17 protein-coding genes are annotated in these 19,329 nt (G+C 61.2%); 9 read left to right on the forward strand and 8 right to left on the reverse strand.

Going from position 1 to position 19,329, the window contains the following annotated elements:
* Position 1: 1 nt before the first annotated feature.
* The 4 genes from dapF to BUE92_RS21405 are packed head-to-tail and all read left to right on the forward strand — an operon-like array spanning position 2 to position 3,156.
* The gene (gene dapF / locus BUE92_RS21390) at positions 2-832 is read left to right on the forward strand and encodes a diaminopimelate epimerase (RefSeq protein WP_073526141.1); all 831 of its coding nucleotides are present in this window, start codon (positions 2-4) and stop codon (positions 830-832) included.
* 13 nt (positions 833-845) lie between these two features.
* A complete protein-coding gene (locus BUE92_RS21395; protein WP_014720458.1) occupies positions 846-1,562 on the forward strand; it encodes a DUF484 family protein in 717 nt (238 codons plus the stop codon).
* A 2-nt stretch (positions 1,563-1,564) separates the two neighbouring features.
* Entirely contained in the window at positions 1,565-2,464 is a 900-nt protein-coding gene (gene xerC / locus BUE92_RS21400) for a tyrosine recombinase XerC (RefSeq protein ID WP_014720459.1), read from the forward strand.
* Positions 2,461-3,156, forward strand: a complete 696-nt coding sequence (locus BUE92_RS21405; protein WP_073526143.1) for an HAD family hydrolase — start codon at positions 2,461-2,463, stop codon at positions 3,154-3,156. The genes xerC and BUE92_RS21405 overlap by 4 nt, the downstream gene beginning before the upstream one ends.
* 188 nt (positions 3,157-3,344) lie before the next feature.
* On the opposite strand, the gene sutA is transcribed toward BUE92_RS21405, so the two are convergent.
* From sutA to glnK, 4 genes are all read right to left on the reverse strand, one after another.
* Complete coding sequence (gene sutA / locus BUE92_RS21410) at positions 3,345-3,677, reverse strand: transcriptional regulator SutA (RefSeq protein WP_073526145.1); 333 nt, start codon at positions 3,675-3,677, stop codon at positions 3,345-3,347.
* 102 nt (positions 3,678-3,779) lie between these two features.
* Entirely contained in the window at positions 3,780-4,205 is a 426-nt protein-coding gene (locus BUE92_RS21415; RefSeq protein ID WP_003195429.1) for a secondary thiamine-phosphate synthase enzyme YjbQ, read from the reverse strand.
* 208 nt (positions 4,206-4,413) lie between these two features.
* Entirely contained in the window at positions 4,414-5,751 is a 1,338-nt protein-coding gene (locus BUE92_RS21420) for an ammonium transporter (RefSeq protein WP_073526147.1), read from the reverse strand.
* A gap of 34 nt (positions 5,752-5,785) precedes the next feature.
* Positions 5,786-6,124, reverse strand: coding sequence for a P-II family nitrogen regulator (gene glnK, locus BUE92_RS21425; protein ID WP_002555808.1), 339 nt, complete (start codon positions 6,122-6,124; stop codon positions 5,786-5,788).
* Between the two features lie 423 nt (positions 6,125-6,547).
* Between glnK and BUE92_RS21430 the strand changes: the two genes are divergently transcribed.
* Together BUE92_RS21430 and BUE92_RS21435 are read left to right on the forward strand one after the other, a co-directional pair.
* Positions 6,548-6,808 (forward strand): accessory factor UbiK family protein, encoded by a 261-nt coding sequence (locus tag BUE92_RS21430; protein ID WP_073526148.1) that lies wholly within the window; start codon positions 6,548-6,550, stop codon positions 6,806-6,808.
* 210 nt (positions 6,809-7,018) lie between these two features.
* Positions 7,019-8,515: a YifB family Mg chelatase-like AAA ATPase gene (locus BUE92_RS21435; RefSeq protein ID WP_073526150.1), complete on the forward strand. Its 1,497-nt coding sequence runs from the start codon at positions 7,019-7,021 to the stop codon at positions 8,513-8,515.
* 6 nt (positions 8,516-8,521) lie between these two features.
* Here BUE92_RS21435 and BUE92_RS21440 read toward each other — a convergent pair whose 3' ends face one another.
* Positions 8,522-9,097, reverse strand: a complete 576-nt coding sequence (locus tag BUE92_RS21440; RefSeq protein WP_073526152.1) for a TetR/AcrR family transcriptional regulator — start codon at positions 9,095-9,097, stop codon at positions 8,522-8,524.
* A gap of 112 nt (positions 9,098-9,209) precedes the next feature.
* On the opposite strand from BUE92_RS21440, the gene BUE92_RS21445 reads away from it, so the two are divergent.
* Positions 9,210-10,124, forward strand: a complete 915-nt coding sequence (locus tag BUE92_RS21445; RefSeq protein ID WP_178380734.1) for an ABC transporter six-transmembrane domain-containing protein — start codon at positions 9,210-9,212, stop codon at positions 10,122-10,124.
* Between the two features lie 3 nt (positions 10,125-10,127).
* On the opposite strand, the gene BUE92_RS21450 is transcribed toward BUE92_RS21445, so the two are convergent.
* Positions 10,128-12,104, reverse strand: coding sequence for a methyl-accepting chemotaxis protein (locus BUE92_RS21450; RefSeq protein ID WP_073526154.1), 1,977 nt, complete (start codon positions 12,102-12,104; stop codon positions 10,128-10,130).
* A 170-nt stretch (positions 12,105-12,274) separates the two neighbouring features.
* A complete protein-coding gene (locus BUE92_RS21455) occupies positions 12,275-13,195 on the reverse strand; it encodes a LysR substrate-binding domain-containing protein (RefSeq protein WP_073526156.1) in 921 nt (306 codons plus the stop codon).
* 152 nt (positions 13,196-13,347) lie between these two features.
* Here BUE92_RS21455 and BUE92_RS21460 point away from each other — a divergent pair, with 152 nt between their 5' ends.
* Complete coding sequence (locus tag BUE92_RS21460) at positions 13,348-14,751, forward strand: NorM family multidrug efflux MATE transporter (protein WP_073526157.1); 1,404 nt, start codon at positions 13,348-13,350, stop codon at positions 14,749-14,751.
* Positions 14,752-15,330: 579 nt separating this feature from the next.
* On the opposite strand, the gene BUE92_RS21470 is transcribed toward BUE92_RS21460, so the two are convergent.
* Positions 15,331-16,995 carry a putative bifunctional diguanylate cyclase/phosphodiesterase gene (locus BUE92_RS21470; protein WP_057975303.1) on the reverse strand — a complete coding sequence of 555 codons (1,665 nt, stop codon included), beginning with the start codon at positions 16,993-16,995 and terminating at the stop codon, positions 15,331-15,333.
* A 267-nt stretch (positions 16,996-17,262) separates the two neighbouring features.
* On the opposite strand from BUE92_RS21470, the gene rep reads away from it, so the two are divergent.
* The gene (gene rep, locus BUE92_RS21475; protein ID WP_073526159.1) at positions 17,263-19,272 is read left to right on the forward strand and encodes a DNA helicase Rep; all 2,010 of its coding nucleotides are present in this window, start codon (positions 17,263-17,265) and stop codon (positions 19,270-19,272) included.
* Positions 19,273-19,329 lie beyond the last annotated feature (57 nt).

Raw genomic sequence — 19,329 nt, forward strand, 5'->3', positions numbered from 1 at the left:
CATGCTGCTGCGTTTTACCAAGATGCACGGGCTGGGTAATGATTTCATGGTCCTCGACCTGGTCAGCCAGCACGCGCACATCCTGCCCAAGCACGCCAAACAGTGGGGCGATCGCCACACCGGGATCGGTTTCGACCAGTTGCTGCTGGTCGAGGCGCCGAGTAACCCGGAGGTGGATTTCCGTTACCGGATCTTCAACTCCGACGGTTCCGAAGTGGAACAGTGCGGCAACGGCGCGCGCTGCTTTGCGCGCTTTGTGCTCGACAAACGCCTGACTGCCAAACGCCAGATTCGCGTCGAAACCAAGGGCGGCGTGATCGAACTGGACATCCGCAATGATGGCCAGATCAGCGTCAACATGGGCGCGCCACGCCTGGTGCCGGCGGATATTCCGTTCCAGGCCACCGAGCAGGCCCTCAGTTACCCGCTGGATGTGGATGGCAAAACCGTGGAGATCGCCGCCGTGTCCATGGGCAACCCCCATGCGGTGCTGCGGGTGACCGACATCAATAACGCCCCCGTGCATGAACTGGGGCCGAAGATCGAACATCACCCGCGCTTTCCGGCACGGGTCAATGTGGGCTTCCTGCAGGTGATCGACCGTAACCGTGCGCAATTGCGCGTATGGGAACGCGGCGCCGGCGAAACCCAGGCTTGCGGCACCGGTGCTTGCGCCGCTGCCGTGGCCGCGATCAGCCAGGGGTGGATGGATTCGCCACTGTTGATCGACCTGCCCGGCGGACGTTTGTCCATCGAGTGGGCAGGCCCTGGCCACCCGGTGATGATGACCGGGCCAGCCACGCGTGTATACGAAGGACAGGTCCGTCTATGAGTGAGCCAAGCTAATGACCGATAAGCCTCAAGTACCCGCACACGCTACCCCGAGTGAAAGCCTGGAGGCCGCTGCTGTCGCGGCGTACCTTGAGGCTAATCCGGACTTCTTCGTCGAGCACGAAGAACTGCTGCCGGCCCTGCGCATCCCCCACCAGCGCGGCGATACCGTGTCGCTGGTGGAGCGGCAGATGAAGATCCTGCGCGAGCGCAACATTGAAATGCGCCATCGGCTCTCTCATCTGATGGACGTGGCCCGCGACAACGACCGCTTGTTCGACAAGACGCGCCGCCTGATTCTGACCCTGATGGATGCCACCAGCCTGGAAGAAACGGTGATCGCCGTGGAAGACAGCCTGCGTGAGGATTTCCAGGTGCCCTTCGTCAGCCTGATCCTGTTCAGCGACAACCCGATGCCGGTGGGCCGCTGGGTCACAGGTGGCGAGGCGCAGACGGCCATCGGCGGCCTGCTGTCCGAAGGCAAGACCGTCAGCGGCACCTTGCGCGAGCATGAGCTGGACTTCCTGTTTGGCGCCGAACAGCGCAAGCAGATCGGCTCTACGGCCGTTATCGCCCTCAGCCATCAAGGCTTGCACGGGGTACTGGCCATCGCCAGCCGTGACCCGGCGCACTACAAAAGCTCGGTGGGCACGTTGTTCCTGACCTATATCGCCGAGGTACTGGGCCGCGTCCTGCCACGCCACACCACCACCCTGCGCGCGGTGCGCTGATCATGGAGCGGCAACTGGACGCTTACTGCGCTCACCTGCGCAATGAGCGCCAGGTGTCGTCCCACACGCTGGAAGCTTATCGGCGGGACTTGAACAAGGTCCTGGCCTATTGCGAAAAACAGCACGTCAGCAGTTGGAAGGCCCTGGACATCCAGGCCCTGCGCAGCCTGATCGCCCGGTTGCACCAGCAGGGCCAATCCTCCCGCAGCCTGTCTCGCCTGCTATCGGCGGTGCGCGGCCTCTATCACTACCTCAATCGCGAAGGCCTGTGCGACCACGACCCGGCCAATGGCCTGTCACCGCCCAAAGGCGAACGGCGCCTGCCCAAGACCCTGGACACAGACCGCGCCCTGCAATTGCTCGACGGTGCCGTCGAGGATGACTTCCTGGCTCATCGCGACCAGGCAATCCTCGAGCTGTTCTATTCCTCGGGCCTGCGCCTGTCGGAGCTGACGGGCCTGAACCTTGATCAGCTGGACCTCGCCGATGGCTTGGTGCAAGTGCTCGGCAAAGGCAGCAAGACCCGCGTACTGCCCGTGGGCAGGAAAGCCCGCGAAGCCTTGCAGCTATGGCTGCCGCTACGTCTCTTGACCAACCCGGCAGACGACGCCGTGTTTGTCAGCCAGCAAGGCCGGCGCCTGGGGCCGCGGGCGATTCAACTGCGGGTCAAGGCTGCCGGCGAGCGCGAGCTGGGGCAGAATCTGCACCCGCACATGCTGCGTCATTCCTTTGCCAGCCACCTGCTCGAATCCTCCCAGGACCTGCGCGCCGTGCAGGAGCTGCTCGGGCACTCGGATATCAAGACCACGCAAATCTACACCCACCTCGACTTCCAGCACCTGGCAACGGTGTACGACAGCGCCCATCCACGGGCCAAACGCATCAAGGGCGGCGACTCATGAGTATCAAGCTGATCACCTTCGACCTGGACGACACCCTCTGGGACAACGTACCCGTCATCATCAGCGCCGAAGCGTCGATGCGCGAATGGCTGGTGACCCACGCGTCCAAGGTCGGCGACCTGCCCCTTGAGCATTTTGCCAGCCTGCGCCAGCAGGTGCTGCAGCGTCATCCCGAACTCAAACACCGTATCAGCCTGCTGCGTCATCGCGTGTTGATGCATGCGTTCGAGGAAGCCGGTTATCCCCAGCCTGAGGCCACAGAGATGGCGGATGTCTGCTTCGAAGCGTTCATCCTCGCACGCCACCAACTCACCGTGTTTCCGGAAGCCGAGCCGATGCTCAACGCGCTGCGCCAGCACTTCCTGCTCGGTGTGATCACCAATGGCAATGCCGATGTGCAGCGTGTGGGCCTGGCGGACTACTTTCACTTTGCCCTGCGCGCTGAAGATATCGGCATCGCCAAGCCGGATGCACGGCTGTTTCATGAAGCACTGCAACGTGGCGGTGTGGACGCCAGCGCGGCAGTGCATGTGGGCGATCATCCTGGGGATGACATCGCCGGCGCGCAGCAGGCGGGACTGCGGGCGGTGTGGTTCAACCCCACGGGCAAGGCCTGGGAGGGTGACAAGCGCCCGGATGCGCAGATTCGCAGCCTGACGGAGTTACCGCCACTGCTGAGTCGCTGGAGCTAACACTGACCCCAATGTGGGAGCTGGCTTGCCTGCGATAGCGGTGGGCCAATTAACACAGGGCTCGCAGATAGACCGCTATCGCAGGCAAGCCAGCTCCCACAGGGTATTGCAGCAAACCGGTAAATTGCTCCAGGCATGAAAAAGCCCGCAGCGACGGCGGGCTTTTTCTTACAAGCAGGATGCAGACCTCAGATAGGTCGGCTGCCGTACTTGTTATCCGGCTTCTTCGGTGGATCAGCCACCACGTTGGCCTCGACTTCCTGCACTTTGCCGCCTTTAGCGAGGAACTCTTCCATCGCACGGGCCAGGGCATCGCGCTCTTTGTTCTTGGCTTCAACGCTCGGCAACTCGTCTACCGAAACAGCCGCCTTGGCTTTGCCTTTGGCTTTGGGAGCCGCGTCGTCGCCCACACTGTCATCGGCGTCGTCAGCAACGTCTTCGGCCGCTACTTCAAGACCTTCTTCGGTGTCGTCTTCATCACCTACTTCGAGGTCGTCTTGTTCCAGATCATCGTCGCTCATGTTCTACCTCATGACTTGCGAAAAGCAGATTAGTTATAGCCCAGCTTCACCCTCTGTCGAGGTTGCCGGAAAAAAATCAACATCCACTGGATCACCAGTGGCTTATGCCCCTTCACCATGCAAGGTGGCGAGGACTTTACGAGCACCGCCATGATCACGGTGCTCGCCCAGATAAACACCTTGCCAGGTCCCTATCGCCAAGCGGCCGGCCTTGACCGGCAAACTCAGCTGGCAGCCCAGCAGACTGGCCTTGAAGTGCGCCGGCAGATCATCCGGACCTTCGTCGTTATGTTCAAACCCTGCGCGACCTTGTGGCACCAGCAGGTTGAAAAAACGCTCGAAGTCACGGCGAACCGCCGGGTCGGCATTCTCGTTGACGGTCAACGAGGCCGAGGTGTGCTGCAGCCACAGATGCAACAGGCCCACACGGCACGCCTTCAATTCAGGCAAGCCGGCAAGCAACTCGTCCGTTACCAAGTGAAAGCCCCGGGGCTTGGCCCGCAGGGTAATCAGGGTCTGTTGCCACATACAGTTCTCCGCCCATCGGCGCGCATTCTAGCGCGCTCTGGGAAAAAACAAAGTGCCTAATACGCCTTCATGCCTGTAAGACATTTGCACCCTTAAAAGTGCTGTGTGGATCCCATCACAAAGTCGACAAAAACCCACACACCTTTAGCCACAGACAAACGCCAGGCAAAAAAATGCCCGGCAAGCCGGGCATGTTTTTTTCGCGTAGTTACAAGTTGTAGCCGCGCTCGTTGTGTTGCGCCAGGTCGAGGCCAACCGCCTCTTCTTCTTCGGTGACACGCAGGCCCATGACCATGTCGAGCACCTTGAGGATGACGTAGGTCACGATCGCCGTGTAGATCACGGTGAAGCCCACGCCTTTGCACTGGATCCAGACCTGGGCCGCGATGTCGGTCACGGTGCCGAAGCCGCCCAGAGCAGGAGCTGCGAACACACCGGTAAGGATCGCACCGACGATGCCGCCGATACCGTGCACGCCGAAAGCGTCCAGGGAGTCGTCATAACCCAGCTTGCGCTTGAGGCTGGTCGCGCAGAAGAAGCACACCACACCGGCAACCAGGCCAATCACCAGGGCGCCCATCGGGCCCACGGTGCCAGCCGCTGGCGTCACGGCGACCAGGCCGGCGACCACACCCGAGGCGATACCCAGTGCGCTGGGCTTGCCGTGGGTGATCCACTCGGCAAACATCCAGCCCAGGGCCGCAGCTGCGGTAGCGATCTGAGTTACCAGCATCGCCATGCCCGCGGTACCGTTGGCCGCCGCGGCGGAACCGGCGTTGAAGCCAAACCAGCCGATCCACAGCATGGCCGCGCCCATCAGGGTATAGCCCAGGTTATGCGGGGCCATCGGGGTGGTCGGGAAGCCTTTGCGCTTACCGAGCACGATACACGCCACCAGGCCAGCCACACCCGCGTTGATGTGCACGACGGTGCCGCCAGCGAAGTCCAGCACGCCCCAGTCCCACATCAGGCCGCCATTGCCGCTCCAGACCATGTGCGCAATCGGCGCATAGACCAGGGTGAACCAGATAGCCATGAAGATCAGCATCGCGGAGAACTTCATACGTTCAGCGAAAGCACCGACGATCAGCGCCGGAGTAATGATGGCAAAGGTCATCTGGAAGGTGATGAACACGGCTTCCGGAAACAGCGCCGCCGGCCCGGTGATACTGGCCGGGGTGACACCCGCCAGGAACGCCTTGCCCATGCCGCCGAAGAAGGAATTGAAGTTGACCACGCCTTGTTCCATACCGGTGGTATCGAACGCGATGCTGTAACCGTAGACGACCCAGAGGATGCTGATCAGGCCAGTGATGGCGAAACACTGCATCATCACCGACAGAATGTTCTTGGAGCGGACCATGCCGCCGTAGAACAGCGCCAGGCCAGGGATGGTCATGAACAGCACCAGCGCGGTGGCAGTGAGCATCCAGGCGGTGTCGCCGGAATTGAGGACTGGAGCAGCCACTTCATCTGCCGCCATGGCCAGGCTTGGCATTACGATGGACAGCAGGGCTCCGAGCCCTGCGAATTTACGCAGAGTCATATTGTTTTCTCCTGGGGCGTTGGGGTTTGGCGGCTTAGATTGCGTCGGTATCGGTTTCGCCGGTACGGATGCGAATAGCCTGTTCCAGATTGACCACGAAGATCTTGCCGTCACCGATCTTGCCGGTGTTGGCCGCCTTGGTTATCGCCTCGATAACCCGGTCAAGATCCTTGTCGTCAATGGCGACATCGATCTTCACCTTCGGCAGGAAATCGACCACATATTCCGCGCCGCGATACAGCTCGGTATGACCCTTCTGCCGACCGAAGCCCTTGACCTCAGTAACGGTAATGCCCTGCACGCCGATCTCGGACAGTGACTCGCGTACATCGTCCAACTTGAACGGCTTGATGATGGCAGTGACTAGCTTCATGAAAACTCTCTCCCGAATTTGGTGGACTTGCCCCAGGAAAACAAACCCGTCTCAAGTCTAAGCGCAGTGCCTGGCTTTGTAACGCATCGTCGCCTCGGCATTTGCCGTCGCGACGCCAGCGAACCACTGGTGACGAGCCCTGTACCCCGGATCCGTCGGCGCACTGCATTCGTCACAGCGACTGCATCAGTGCATGGGTCATGATCGTCTAAGCAGAAACCTTGCCAGCTCCGTAAAAACCACCGAAATCAATCCTTTGCCCGCTTGTGCCCATCTACGGGGCGCCTGCGCGGCCGCAATGCGCATCAAAACAGTGCGCTGGCGCCCGCCCCGATGCGCGAAAACCGTGCACAGCGGGGCGTGAAAATGACTATAGACGCTGCGTGATACACTGCCGGCCAACTGTTTTCCGGAATATGTCCAATGCTCGCGCCCAAAGACTTCCTCGACGCCCTGAGCGGCCACGCCTCTCGCCTGTTCAGCGGCGACACCCCGCTGCCCCGCAATGAAATCGAAAGCCAGTTCAAGGCTTTGCTACAGAGTGGCTTCAGCAAGCTCGACCTGGTCAGCCGGGAAGAGTTTGACAGCCAGATGGTAGTGCTGGCCCGCACACGTGCGCGGCTGGAGAGCCTGGAGGCGAAGGTGGCTGAGCTTGAAGCCCGGTTGGCGCCAAATCAGGAATAAATCGGCATACCTGTAGGAGCGAGCTTGCTCGCGAAAATCTCAAGGGCGCCGCGTTTATTCTGGCTTTACGCGTTATCGTTGACGCTTTTCGCGAGCAAGCTCGCTCCTACGGTGGATACGTTCTGTAAAACCTCCCCCGCCCCGCTCCATCCCACCTCGTCTACCCTTGAAAAAACCGCAGGAAGCGGCCCTCCCATTCAAGGAACGAGCATGTCCCTCGCCATCGTCCACAGCCGCGCCCAGGTCGGTGTAGAAGCGCCCGCCGTCACTGTCGAAGTACATATGGCCAATGGCCTGCCGTCTCTCACCCTGGTGGGTTTGCCCGAAACCGCAGTGAAGGAAAGCAAGGACCGCGTGCGCAGTGCCATCCTCAACTCGGCGCTGCAATACCCGGCCCGCCGCATCACTCTGAATCTCGCGCCCGCCGACCTGCCCAAGGACGGCGGGCGTTTTGATCTGGCGATTGCCCTGGGCATCCTGGCAGCCAGTGTGCAAGTGCCGGCGTTGATGCTCGATGACGTGGAATGCCTTGGAGAATTGGCGCTGTCCGGCGAGGTGCGTGCGGTGAAGGGGGTGTTGCCGGCCGCACTGGCGGCGCGCAAGGCCGGGCGCACTGTGATAGTGCCGCGCGCCAATGCAGAGGAAGCGTGCTTGGCGTCGGGGCTCAAAGTGATTGCGGTGGACCATCTGCTGCAAGTGGTGGCGCACCTGAATGGGCACGTGCCGATTGAGCCCTACAGGTCCGACGGTTTGCTGTACTTAAACAAGCCTTACCCAGACCTGAGTGAAGTGCAGGGCCAACTCGCGGCCAAGCGAGCATTGCTGATCGCGGCGGCGGGCGCGCATAACCTGTTGTTCAGCGGGCCACCGGGTACCGGCAAGACTTTATTGGCCAGCCGGCTACCGGGCTTGCTGCCGCCGTTGAGCGAGCAGGAAGCGCTGGAAGTGGCCGCAATCCAATCCGTGGTCAGCCTGGCACCGCTGAGCCATTGGCCAAACCGCCCGTTTCGCCAGCCGCACCACTCGGCATCCGGGCCGGCGCTGGTGGGTGGCGGCTCGAAGCCACAACCGGGGGAAATCACCCTGGCCCATCACGGTGTGTTGTTCCTGGATGAACTGCCAGAGTTTGACCGCAAGGTACTGGAGGTGCTGCGCGAGCCATTGGAGTCGGGGCATATCGTGATCTCCCGAGCCCGAGACCGTGTGAGCTTCCCAGCGCGCTTTCAACTGGTCGCAGCGATGAACCCCTGCCCTTGCGGCTACATGGGCGAACCCAGCGGGCGTTGTCGGTGTACGCCGGAACAGGTTCAGCGCTATCGCAACAAGCTCTCCGGGCCGCTGCTGGACCGGATTGATTTGCACCTGACAGTCGCGCGGGAGGTCACTGCGCTGAGCCCAGCCCAGCAAGCCGGTGACACCACCGCGCATGCGTCCGCTCAAGTGGCGCAAGCCCGTGAACGCCAGCACCAGCGCCAGGGTTGTGCCAATGCATTCCTCGATCTGCCACGGCTGCGCGAACACTGCCAGTTGGCCAAAGCCGATGAAAGCTGGCTGGAAAGCGCATGTGAACGGCTGACATTATCCCTGCGCGCAGCCCATCGATTGCTCAAGGTGGCTCGCACCCTGGCGGACCTTGAGCAAGTGGAAGGCATCGCCCGCCATCATTTGGCGGAGGCCTTGCAGTACCGACCAGCCGCAAATGGCTAGCACTTGTCAGGCAAAATCCAGCAGCAGCCTCGCCACTTCCAGCACTTCTTGCAGCACCGCTTCTGCGGACTCTGCGGAAGGCTTGAGCATCAGGTCATCGGCATAGCCCATCGCCAGGGCGAAGATCTGCCGTGCAGCGCGTTGAGACGACTCGCAGCGAAAGACGCCATCGGCAACGCCCCGCTCGATCACCTCGGCAAGCATGCTTTGCCATTGGGCGTTGATCACCAGATAAGCCTGAGCCATTGGCGCGTCGTGCATGGCCTCGTCCCAGGCGTCGAGCCACAGCGCCCAGCCGGCATCAGCGGTGCTGGGCAGGCAGTCGCGCAAAAAACCCACGAGCGCCTCCAGCGGAGGCGCATCGGCCAACGGCCCGCGCACTTCATCCAGTTGCTCATTGGCAAAGCGCACAAAAGCTTCGCGACGCAGTTCATTCCAGTCGCTGAAGTAGTGATAGACATGACTGCGCGACAAGCCGGCATGTTCGGCGAGGTCACGGGTGGATACATCGGCGAACCCCTTGCTGCGAAACAGCTCCAGGGCGGCGGCGATGATCTGGTCTTTACGGTCGATACGCGACATGAGCAATTCCTTCGAGCACGAGCAGATAAGCGGCGCTTGCTTTTTGAGCGATCGCTCAAAGATACTTGAGCAGTCGCTCAATAATAGCGTCTATTACTCATCTGGTGCACCCATGACATCCGTCACGCCACAAATTCTGATCGAAGAAAGCAAGAAAATCGGCCAACAGTCTGCCAGCCAAACCCTCAAGGCTATTGCCAGAGCCTATCCCGGCAAGCTGTCTTGCACCTTGTCGCTGGTGGCGCTGGAGAACGCACTGTTGTTGGCTTACCCACTGTTTGCCGGGTTCGCGGTGGATTCGATTATCCGTGGCGATACCACCAGTGCGTTGCTCTATGCCGCCGTGGTCATGGCGTTCTGGGCCGTCGGGGCCGCGCGACGGGCGCTGGACACACGCACGTTCACGCGCATCTACGCAGACCTTGCGGTGCCGGTCATTCTCAACCAGCGCCAGCAGAACCACAGCACCTCGAAATCGGCGGCACGGGTGGTACTTGCTCGGGAGTTTGTCGACTTCTTTGAAAAGCACGTGCCTATCATCGCCACGGCGTTGGTGTCGATTGTGGGCGCGGCAGTGATGCTGATCGTGATTGAGCCATGGGTAGGCATGGCGTGCCTGGCTGCCCTGTTGCTGTGCAGCACCTTGTTGCCACGTTTTGCCCAGCGCAATCAGGCGCTGCACGAACGTCTGAACAACCGCCTGGAAAAAGAAATCGGCCTGGTCGAAAAGGTCGGCGCGCCGACCCTGCGACGCCACTACCAGGTGCTGTCGCGCTTACGCATCTGGCTGTCAGACCGCGAGGCTGCGGCGTTCCTGTTTATCGGCATGACCGCGGCCTTACTGTTCGTGGTTGCGATCAGCCAATTGGCCATGTCCCCAGCGGTCAAGGCCGGCCACATCTACGCCGTCATGACCTATCTGTGGACCTTCGTCACCAGCCTGGACGAAGCGCCAGGCATGGTCGACCAACTGGCGCGGCTCAAGGACATTGGCAAGCGCGTAGACCCAGGGCTTGGAGAACCCTGAGCCTCAACGAAACCGATCCACCTCATGGCGCAAACCTGCCGCCAAGGTCTCCAGTTCCTTGGCGGTAACCGCCAGGTTGGAAACCACTTCCCGTTGCTCGCTGTTGGCCAGCGCAATGCTCTGCAGGTTACTGCTGAGCAAGGTCGCGGTGCTGCTCTGTTCCTGGGTGGCGGTGGTGATCGCAGCAAATTGCTGGCCGGCCGAGCGGCTTTGCTCGTCGATACGCGCCAGGGCCGAGGCCACGTCGGCGTTGCGCTTCAGGCCTTCCTGCATCAGCGCATTGCCGTGTTCCATGGTGCTGATGGCGTTGCCGGTTTCCTGCTGGATGCTCTGAATCATGCCGGAGATTTCATCGGTGGCCTGGCGGGTGCGCGAAGCCAGGTTGCGCACTTCGTCGGCGACCACGGCAAAACCACGGCCTTGCTCACCGGCGCGGGCGGCTTCGATGGCGGCGTTGAGCGCAAGCAGGTTGGTCTGTTCAGCGATGGCGGTAATCACGCCGACAATCCCGCCGATTTCCTGGGAACGCTGGCCCAGGGTGTTGATCACTGCCGCGGTGCTGTTCAGTGCAGTGGCGATATGCTCCAGGGACGATGACGCCTCTTGCATCGAGGTGCGGCCGATACGGGTTTGCTGGGCATTCTCTTGAGCCAGGCGCTCGGTATTACCCATGTTGTCGGCGATATTCAGCGAGGTAGCGCTGAACTCTTCAACCGCACCGGCCATGCTGGTGATCTCGCCGGACTGCTGTTCCATGCCTTCGTAGGCCCCACCGGACAAGCCCGACAGCGCCTGGGCGCGACTGTTGACCTGTTCAGCGGCGGTACGGATATGCGACACCATGGTCGACAGCGCTTCACCCATCTGGTTGAAACTGCGCGCCAGCTGGCCGATTTCGTCATGGCTGGACACGTTGAGACGCGCGCTCAAATCGCCCGCGCCCAAGGCCTGGGCCTGGCGCACCAGTTCGCTCAATGGCGCCAGCTTGCTGCGCAACAGCCACACCGTGGCGCCCACTGCCAGCAACATCGCCAGCACACTGCCGATCACCAGGCGGATGCCGACTTCCCAAGTCACTGCACGAATCTCAGCCTTGGGCATGCTCGCTACCACCGCCCAAGGGCCGCCTTCGAACGGCACCGAGACGCTATAGAAATCTTCGTTCTTGTCGCTCCAGAAATGGCCTGCACCCGGCTTTTTCGCCAGGTCGAGCATCACCGCAATCGCCTGATCCGGCGCTTGCACGCCAGCCGGCGGCACCAGCCAGTGCTTTTGCTCATCCAGCAGCGCGAGGGAGCCGGTCTGGCCGATGCGGAAGCGCTTGAGGTTTTCAAACTGGGCGTTCTGGGCATCGGTGTAATCGAAACCGATGAACAGCACGGCGATGACCTGCCCATTGCTGTCACGTACGGGGCTGTATTGGGTCATGTAGGAGCGGTCGAACAACACGGCACGGCCGATGTAGGTCTGGCCGCTCACAACGCGCTGGTAGGCCGCGCCCTGACGGTCGAGCACGGTGCCAATGGCGCGATTGCCATCCTGTTTGGTCAGGGAGGTGCTGACGCGGATAAAGTCGTCGCCGCTGCGCACGAACACCGTGGCCACGCCACCGGACATCTGCTTGAACTCATCCACTTCTTCGAAGTTGTTGTTCAGCACCTCGTTGCCCAGGTAGAGGCTCGGCGTCTGCACGCCGGCCACGGCCACGGGCTGGTCCGCACGCACACTCAAGCCGGCGCCGAAGCGCTTTTCAAACAGCCCGCTCAAACGCTGGGTGCTTTCGCGCAACGTGCTGTGGAAGGTGTTGAGTTGGTCGGCGAGCAAACGCGCCTCGCTGGCCAAGTGTTCCTCGCGGGTGGCGAGGTTGGCGGAGTCGAGGGTACGCAGGGCAAAGACCGTACTGCCGCTGATGACGACAGCCAGAATCACGGCGAGTGCAAGGCCTAACTGGGAGGCAATCCGGGCACGAGGTTGAGACATGACAGCTCCTGGCCGAGGCCAGGATCATCCTGATCTCATAGCGCTGCTCGGCAAATTATCGAGTGGGAAACGTTGATGCACGAGGGTTCCAACACCCTTCTTCGGCGGAATTTGGCAATACTTGAGCGAATCACAGGGGTATCCCGCAAACGATTGCACTAACGCCCCACTCAATCGAGGCGTTCGACCTGGGGCAATTCCATCGCCTTGACTTCACCTTGAAGAAATTCGGCCAGCCGTCGCAAACGCTCTCCGCCGGGGCGGGTTTTCGGCCACACCAGGTAGTAGCTTTCCCCACTGGCGACCGCCGTAGGCCACGGCAAGCTCAAGCGTGCCTGCGCCACGTCTTCGGCCACCATCAGCAAATCACCCATGGAGACGCCATAGCCTCGGGCGGCGGCGATCATGCCCAGCTCAAGCGTGTCGAACACCTGCCCACCCTTGAGTGAAACGTGAGACGACAGCCCCATGCGCTGCAGCCAGTAACGCCAGTCGCGGCGGTCAGGTGTCGGGTGCAGCAGTTCGGCGGTTGCCAGCCGCGTCACGTCCCAGGGACCGTCGTCCAACAGATTCGGCGCTCCCACCGGGATCAGCATTTCCGCGAACAGATAACTGGCCTCCCAGTCCGCCGGAAAGTGCCCGTTGCTGAGCAACACCGCACAGTCGAACGGTTCTTGGTTGAAGTCCACTTCATCAATGCTCATCCACGCACTTGTGAGCTGCACCTCATTGCCTGGCTGCAATGCGCGGAAGCGACTCAACCGCGCCAGCAACCAGCGCATGGTCAAGGTAGACGGCGCCTTCATACGCAGGATGTCATCTTCGGCATTCAAGGTATGGCAAGCACGCTCCAGGGCAGCGAAGCCTTCCCGTACGCCAGGCAGCAACAAACGCGCCGCTTCCGTGAGCTGCAACGTGCGACCGCTGCGCTGGAACAATCGGCAGGCGAAATAATCTTCGAGCGTACGGATATGCCGGCTGATCGCACTTTGGGTAATCGACAATTCCTCCGCCGCGCGGGTAAAGGAGTGGTGGCGGGAGGCGGCTTCAAATGCCCGCAAGGCGTAAAGAGGAGGAAGGCGACGAGACATTCTGCAAGCTCCGACTGCGCAATCTGGAAACCCTACCAGAATCGCTCATGCATGAGTTTTAATCATGCCAACGATCGCTTTTATCCTTTTGTGCAATGCGCTGAATGCGCCGAGAATCAACCCTTCCCCACCTTCCTGACCATTCGAGTGTGATGATCATGCAACATCCGGCACGTACCGAACTCTGGGCCATTCTGCGGCTATCGGGGCCGTTGATTGCCTCACAGTTGGCGCACATGCTGATGGTGCTGACCGACACCTTGATGATGGCGCGCTTGAGCCCCGAAGCACTGGCCGGCGGAGGCCTGGGCGCGGCGAGCTATTCGTTCGTGGCGATCTTCTGCATCGGTGTGATCGCAGCCGTGGGCACCCTGGTCGCCATTCGTCATGGCGCGGGCGATATCGACGGCGCCACTCGCCTGACCCAGGCCGGGCTGTGGCTGGCGTGGTTGATGGCCCTGGCGGCGGCGCTGCTGTTATGGAGCTTGAAGCCGGTGCTGCTGATGTTCGGCCAGACCGAAACCAACGTGCATGCGGCCGGGCAATTCCTGACGATCCTGCCCTTTGCCCTGCCCGGCTACCTGAGCTTCATGGCCCTGCGCGGCTTTACCAGCGCCATCGGCAAGGCCACTCCGGTGATGGTGATCAGCCTGTGCGGCACCGTGGTCAACTACCTGCTCAACCACGCGTTGATCGAGGGTATGTTCGGCCTGCCGAAACTTGGCCTGATGGGCATCGGCCTGGTGACTGCCATCGTCGCCAATGGCATGGCGCTGGCATTGATGTGGTACATCCGCAGCAACCGCGCCTACGCCGCCTACCCCCTGAGCACCGGCCTGCTGCGCCTGAATACCCATTACCTGCGCGAGCTGTGGCGCCTGGGCCTGCCGATTGGCGGCACCTATGCGGTAGAGGTCGGGTTGTTTGCCTTTGCGGCGTTGTGCATGGGCACCATGGGCAGCACGCAGTTGGCTGCGCACCAGATCGCCCTGCAGATTGTCTCGGTGGCCTTCATGGTGCCGGCGGGGATGTCCTACGCGGTGACCATGCGCATCGGCCAGCACTACGGCGCCGGGCAGTTGCTGATGGCACGCATGGCCGGGCGGGTCGGCATAGGATTCGGCGCCATGGTGATGCTGGGGTTTGCAGCGGTGCTGTGGCTGTTTTCCGACCCGCTGATCGGATTGTTCCTCGACCATGACGACCCGGCGTTCCATGACGTCATCGTCCTGGCCGTTAGCCTGCTGGCCGTCGCCGCCTGGTTCGAATTGTTCGACGGCGTGCAGACCATCGCCATGGGTTGTATCCGTGGCTTGAAGGACGCCAAGACCACCTTCCTGGTGGGCCTGGGTTGCTATTGGCTGATTGGCGCACCGTCGGCCTGGTTGATGGCGTTCACCCTGGGCTGGGGGCCAACCGGCGTCTGGTGGGGACTGGCACTGGGTCTGGCGTGTGCGGCGGTGAGCCTGACCTGGGCGTTTGAGGCGAAGATGAAGCGGATGATTCGGCAGGAGCCGGATGCTCCTGTTGGATTCCGAGCGGCCCTGCCTGACTAGCGAATGCACGCGGTCCATGTGGCGGCTGGCTTGCCTGCGATAGCGGTAGTGAATCCAACACCGCCATCGCAGCATAGGATCTACACAACTTTGTGGGTTGTAACAGCAGACGGTAACCACGATGCGAAGCGAGTCGCTCTTGATATTGCTCTTGATCTGCTTTTGATCTTAGGCGCCCCGTTAAACCACGCTGGCCGGAATTCGACAGGGATTTGGGGGGTAAACCGGCAGGGATGCCGGTTTAGCCGCCCCGCGCCATGGATGGCGCGTGGCGGCGGCCCCCCAAATCACTGGCGGATTACGGGCACACCGAGCCTGAGCGAGGTGCCGAGTGGTGGGGCAAGAGCGTTTTGCTTACTTTTGCGCTTTTCAAAAGTGAGCCGCCGTCAGGGCGGAACCCTAAGTGGCCGTTACCGCAGCAATGGATATACACACAATCCAACTGTGTTGACTGCCAGGCCGCCTTCGCGAGCAAGCCCGCTCCCACAGTTTGATTGTGGGGTGTCAGGTAGATAGGCGTCGGCTGGCAGGCCGCTATCGCAGGCAAGCCAGCTCCCACATTTGAACCACTTTGAAGGCTTAACCCAACAGCGCCTGCTGGCTTTGCCCGAACATCAGGTATTCCACCAGTTCTGGCAGCGGCAACGGCTTGCTGATCAGGTAACCCTGGACCTGATCGCATCCAAACAAGCGCAAAAGCTCAAGCTGCTCAGGGGTTTCCACGCCTTCAGCGACCACTTCCAGGTTGAGGTTGTGGGCCAGGTTGATCATGGCGTGTACCAGCTTGCGGTTTTCTTCGCGCTCTTCCATGCCGCCCACAAAACTCTTGTCGATCTTCAACAAGGCAATCGGCAGGCTGTTGAGGTGCACAAACGACGAAAAACCGGTGCCAAAATCATCCAGGGAAAACCGCACACCCAGTCGGCCAAGGGCGTCCATGGTCTGCTTGACCAGGTCGCTGCGACGCATCACTGCGGTTTCGGTCAGTTCGAACTCCAGCCATTGGGCTTCCACACCGCGCTCGGCAATCAGGCGGCTGAGGGTAGACAGCAACTGGCTGTCCTGGAACTGGCGAAACGACAGGTTGACCGCCATGTGCAGCGGCGGCAGGCCGCGTTCGCGCAGGTCTTGCATGTCGCGCAGGGCTCGGGAAATCACCCAGTAGCCCAATGGCACGATCAGGCCACTCTGCTCGGCCAGCGGCACGAATTCACTGGGCGGCAACAAGCCGCGCTCGCCGTGGCGCCAGCGCACCAGGGCTTCGAGGCCAACGATATGACCGTCGTCCAGGTCCAGTCGCGGCTGGTAATGCAGCTCCAACTCATCGCGACGCAAGGCCCGGCGCAGTTCACTTTCCAGGTCGGCCAGGCTGCGGGCGTTGCGGTTGATGCGTTCGTTGAAGATATGAAAGGTGCAGCCCTGGGTGCTTTTGGCCTGTTGCATGGCGATGTGGGCATGCCACATCAACGGGTCGGCACCAGCCCGGGCACGAGCATGGGCCATGCCCAGGCTGCAACCGATCAACAGGCTTTCGCCATCCACCCAGTAGGGCTCGGCCATCACTTCGGTGATGCGCTCGGCCATCCATTCGGCGCGCTGGGGCGCCCGGCGGGTATCGATCAACAAGGCAAACTCATCGCTGCCCAGGCGCGCCAGTTGGTCCCCGGCTTCGAGCTGGCTCTTGAGCCGCGACACCACTTGCAGGATCAAACGGTCGCCCGCCTGATGGCCGAGGGCATCGTTGGCGTGACGAAAGTTGTCCAGGTCCAAGTGACCGAGGGCCAGGCCGCGGCCTTCGTTTTCTGCCAACCGTGCGGCCAGCAAGGTCTGGAAGCCCTGGCGGTTGGCAATACCGGTGAGCGGGTCCTGCTCGGCCAGGCGCTGCAAGGTGTTTTCCAGCACGCCGCGCTCGCGCACATGGCGCAGGCAGCGGCGCAATGTGTCGGCGTCCAATGCATCCAGCACCAGCCAATCGCTGACACCCAGCGGCGACACCAGTGGCTCCTGCTCCAGCAGCAATACACACGGCAGGCTGCACCGGCCGGGGCCGGGCTGCAGGCTGGGCGTGGTCAATAACACAGCACCCTGGTCGTCATCGAACAGGCGGCTCACCGAGTCCCAGTTGGGCGCACTGATCAGCACAGCCCCTTCGCCCATCGGCGCCAGGCACTCGCGCAACAACGCTGCCCACTCGGGCTCATCGGCCAGCAGCAGCAAACGCAAGGGTTCGACAGGCGTAGACACGCTAACTCCCTAGACTCTGCAAAATTTCATTAGCGGTGCCATTATGACGTGCGGCCTGACAATGACAAAGGATGACAAATGATAGGTGTTATCAAACACGTAGACTGTAAATATTAGTCTCGAATAATCCTTAACATCCTGCGGCAAAGTAGCAAAACCGGCAAATTTAGATCGAGTGGTACGTCACACCGTCGTTCTATGGCAGCAGAATCTTTCCAGCCTGTTAAAATGCCCGCCCTTTTGAACTACGACCCCTGAAATTTCCGTATGTCCCGACTCAATCCCCGGCAGCAAGAAGCCGTGAACTACGTCGGCGGCCCTCTATTGGTGCTCGCCGGTGCAGGCTCCGGCAAGACCAGCGTGATCACCCGCAAGATCGCGCACTTGATCCAGAACTGCGGCATCCGCGCCCAGTACATCGTCGCCATGACCTTCACCAACAAGGCGGCGCGGGAAATGAAAGAGCGGGTCGGCACCCTGCTCAAGGGTGGCGAAGGCCGTGGCCTCACCGTGTGTACCTTCCACAACCTGGGCCTGAACATCATCCGCAAGGAGCATGTGCGGCTGGGCTACAAACCGGGCTTCTCGATCTTCGACGAGACCGACGTCAAGGCCCTGATGACCGACATCATGCAGAAGGAATACGCGGGCGACGACGGCGTCGACGAGATCAAGAACATGATCGGCGCCTGGAAAAACGACCTGATCCTGCCCGCCGAAGCCCTGGAAGCTGCACGCAACCCCAAGGAGCAGACCGCTGCTATCGTCTACACCCACTATCAGCGTACGCTCAAGGCGTTCAACGCAGTGGACTTCGACGACCTGATCCTGCTGCCGGTCAAGCTGTTCCAGGAGCACAAGGACATTCTGGAGAAGTGGCAAAACAAGGTGCGCTACCTGCTGGTGGACGAATACCAGGACACCAACGCCAGCCAATACCTGCTGGTGAAGTTGCTGATCGGCACGCGCAACCAGTTCACCGTGGTGGGCGACGACGACCAGTCGATCTACGCCTGGCGCGGCGCCCGCCCGGAAAACCTGATGCTGCTCAAGGAAGACTACCCCTCCTTGAAAGTGGTGATGCTGGAGCAGAACTACCGCTCCACCAGCCGCATCCTGCGTTGCGCCAACGTGCTGATCTCCAACAACCCCCACGAGTTTGAAAAACAACTGTGGAGCGAGATGGGCCATGGCGACGAGATCCGTGTGATCCGCTGCCGCAACGAAGACGCCGAAGCCGAACGCGTGGCCGTGGAAATCCTCAGCCTGCACTTGCGCACCGACCGGCCCTACAGCGACTTTGCGATCCTGTATCGCGGTAACTACCAGGCCAAACTGATCGAGCTGAAGCTGCAGCATCACCAGGTGCCGTATCGCCTGTCGGGCGGCAACAGCTTTTTCGGACGCCAAGAAGTAAAAGACCTGATGGCCTACTTCCGGCTGATCGTGAACCCGGACGACGACAACGCTTTCCTGCGCGTGATCAACGTGCCGCGCCGGGAAATCGGCTCGACGACCCTGGAAAAGCTCGGTAACTACGCCACCGAACGCAAGATCTCGATGTACGCCGCCACCGACGAAATCGGCCTGGGCGAACACCTGGACACGCGCTTCACTGATCGCCTGTCACGCTTCAAGCGCTTCATGGACAAGGTGCGCGAGCAGTGCGCCGGCGAAGACCCGATCAGCGCCCTGCGCAGCATGGTCATGGACATCGACTATGAAAACTGGCTGCGCACCAACAGTTCCAGCGACAAGGCCGCGGATTACCGCATGGGCAACGTCTGGTTCCTGATCGAAGCGCTGAAGAACACCCTGGAAAAAGACGAAGACGGCGAGATGACCGTCGAGGACGCCATCGGCAAGCTGGTGTTGCGCGACATGCTCGAGCGCCAGCAGGAAGAGGAAGACGGCGCCGAAGGCGTGCAGATGATGACCTTGCATGCGTCCAAGGGCCTGGAGTTTCCCTACGTGTTCATCATGGGCATGGAAGAGGAAATCCTCCCGCACCGCTCCAGCATCGAAGCCGACACCATCGAGGAAGAACGGCGCCTGGCCTACGTGGGCATCACCCGCGCACGTCAGACCTTGGCCTTCACCTTTGCCGCCAAGCGCAAGCAATACGGTGAAATCATCGACTGTGCCCCCAGCCGGTTCCTGGATGAGCTGCCGCCGGACGACCTGGCCTGGGAAGGCAATGACGACACCCCCACCGAGGTGAAGGCCGTTCGCGGCAACAGCGCCTTGGCGGATATACGCGCGATGTTAAAGCGCTAGAATCGACTACTTTTTAATCTACTTTCGGCGCACAACACGCCATTAGAGGAAGCTTTC

The organism is Pseudomonas fluorescens (assembly GCF_001902145.1).
Lineage (GTDB): Bacteria > Pseudomonadota > Gammaproteobacteria > Pseudomonadales > Pseudomonadaceae > Aquipseudomonas > Aquipseudomonas fluorescens_BV.

Bases quoted from the DNA above. Each gene is read 5' to 3' on its own strand.
- BUE92_RS21450 (WP_073526154.1), bottom strand. From the start codon at position 12,104: ATGTCTCAACCTCGTGCCCGGATTGCCTCCCAGTTAGGCCTTGCACTC.
- BUE92_RS21445 (WP_178380734.1), top strand. From the start codon at position 9,210: ATGACATCCGTCACGCCACAAATTCTGATCGAAGAAAGCAAGAAAATC.
- BUE92_RS21460 (WP_073526157.1), top strand. From the start codon at position 13,348: ATGATCATGCAACATCCGGCACGTACCGAACTCTGGGCCATTCTGCGG.
- BUE92_RS21435 (WP_073526150.1), top strand. From the start codon at position 7,019: ATGTCCCTCGCCATCGTCCACAGCCGCGCCCAGGTCGGTGTAGAAGCG.
- dapF (WP_073526141.1), top strand. From the start codon at position 2: ATGCTGCTGCGTTTTACCAAGATGCACGGGCTGGGTAATGATTTCATG.
- BUE92_RS21440 (WP_073526152.1), bottom strand. From the start codon at position 9,097: ATGTCGCGTATCGACCGTAAAGACCAGATCATCGCCGCCGCCCTGGAG.
- sutA (WP_073526145.1), bottom strand. From the start codon at position 3,677: ATGAGCGACGATGATCTGGAACAAGACGACCTCGAAGTAGGTGATGAA.
- BUE92_RS21430 (WP_073526148.1), top strand. From the start codon at position 6,548: ATGCTCGCGCCCAAAGACTTCCTCGACGCCCTGAGCGGCCACGCCTCT.
- BUE92_RS21455 (WP_073526156.1), bottom strand. From the start codon at position 13,195: ATGTCTCGTCGCCTTCCTCCTCTTTACGCCTTGCGGGCATTTGAAGCC.
- BUE92_RS21405 (WP_073526143.1), top strand. From the start codon at position 2,461: ATGAGTATCAAGCTGATCACCTTCGACCTGGACGACACCCTCTGGGAC.
- BUE92_RS21415 (WP_003195429.1), bottom strand. From the start codon at position 4,205: ATGTGGCAACAGACCCTGATTACCCTGCGGGCCAAGCCCCGGGGCTTT.
- rep (WP_073526159.1), top strand. From the start codon at position 17,263: ATGTCCCGACTCAATCCCCGGCAGCAAGAAGCCGTGAACTACGTCGGC.
- glnK (WP_002555808.1), bottom strand. From the start codon at position 6,124: ATGAAGCTAGTCACTGCCATCATCAAGCCGTTCAAGTTGGACGATGTA.
- xerC (WP_014720459.1), top strand. From the start codon at position 1,565: ATGGAGCGGCAACTGGACGCTTACTGCGCTCACCTGCGCAATGAGCGC.
- BUE92_RS21395 (WP_014720458.1), top strand. From the start codon at position 846: ATGACCGATAAGCCTCAAGTACCCGCACACGCTACCCCGAGTGAAAGC.
- BUE92_RS21420 (WP_073526147.1), bottom strand. From the start codon at position 5,751: ATGACTCTGCGTAAATTCGCAGGGCTCGGAGCCCTGCTGTCCATCGTA.